This window comes from Limosilactobacillus rudii, from assembly GCF_014145455.1.
Lineage (GTDB): Bacteria > Bacillota > Bacilli > Lactobacillales > Lactobacillaceae > Limosilactobacillus > Limosilactobacillus rudii.
In genome coordinates, this window is sequence record NZ_JACIVB010000003.1 from 1 (window position 1) to 972 (window position 972).

At 52.8% G+C, this 972-nt stretch carries 1 rRNA gene; it reads right to left on the reverse strand.

From position 1 onward, the window contains the following. Positions 1–972, reverse strand: a 16S ribosomal RNA gene (locus H5S39_RS00015); the annotation flags it as partial.

A 972-nucleotide genomic window follows, 5' to 3' on the forward strand; every position in this document is an offset into this window, starting at 1 on the left:
TGGCAACTAGTAACAAGGGTTGCGCTCGTTGCGGGACTTAACCCAACATCTCACGACACGAGCTGACGACGACCATGCACCACCTGTCATTGCGTCCCCGAAGGGAACGCCTTATCTCTAAGGTTAGCGCAAGATGTCAAGACCTGGTAAGGTTCTTCGCGTAGCTTCGAATTAAACCACATGCTCCACCGCTTGTGCGGGCCCCCGTCAATTCCTTTGAGTTTCAACCTTGCGGTCGTACTCCCCAGGCGGAGTGCTTAATGCGTTAGCTCCGGCACTGAAGGGCGGAAACCCTCCAACACCTAGCACTCATCGTTTACGGCATGGACTACCAGGGTATCTAATCCTGTTCGCTACCCATGCTTTCGAGCCTCAGCGTCAGTTGCAGACCAGACAGCCGCCTTCGCCACTGGTGTTCTTCCATATATCTACGCATTCCACCGCTACACATGGAGTTCCACTGTCCTCTTCTGCACTCAAGTCGCCCGGTTTCCGATGCACTTCTTCGGTTAAGCCGAAGGCTTTCACATCAGACCTAAGCAACCGCCTGCGCTCGCTTTACGCCCAATAAATCCGGATAACGCTTGCCACCTACGTATTACCGCGGCTGCTGGCACGTAGTTAGCCGTGACTTTCTGGTTGGATACCGTCACTACCTGAACAGTTACTCTCAGGTACGTTCTTCTCCAACAACAGAGCTTTACGAGCCGAAACCCTTCTTCACTCACGCGGTGTTGCTCCATCAGGCTTGCGCCCATTGTGGAAGATTCCCTACTGCTGCCTCCCGTAGGAGTATGGACCGTGTCTCAGTTCCATTGTGGCCGATCAGTCTCTCAACTCGGCTATGCATCATCGCCTTGGTAAGCCGTTACCTTACCAACTAGCTAATGCACCGCGGGTCCATCCCAGAGTGATAGCATAAGCCATCTTTTAAACGAAAACCATGTGGTTTTCGTTGTTATGCGGTATTAG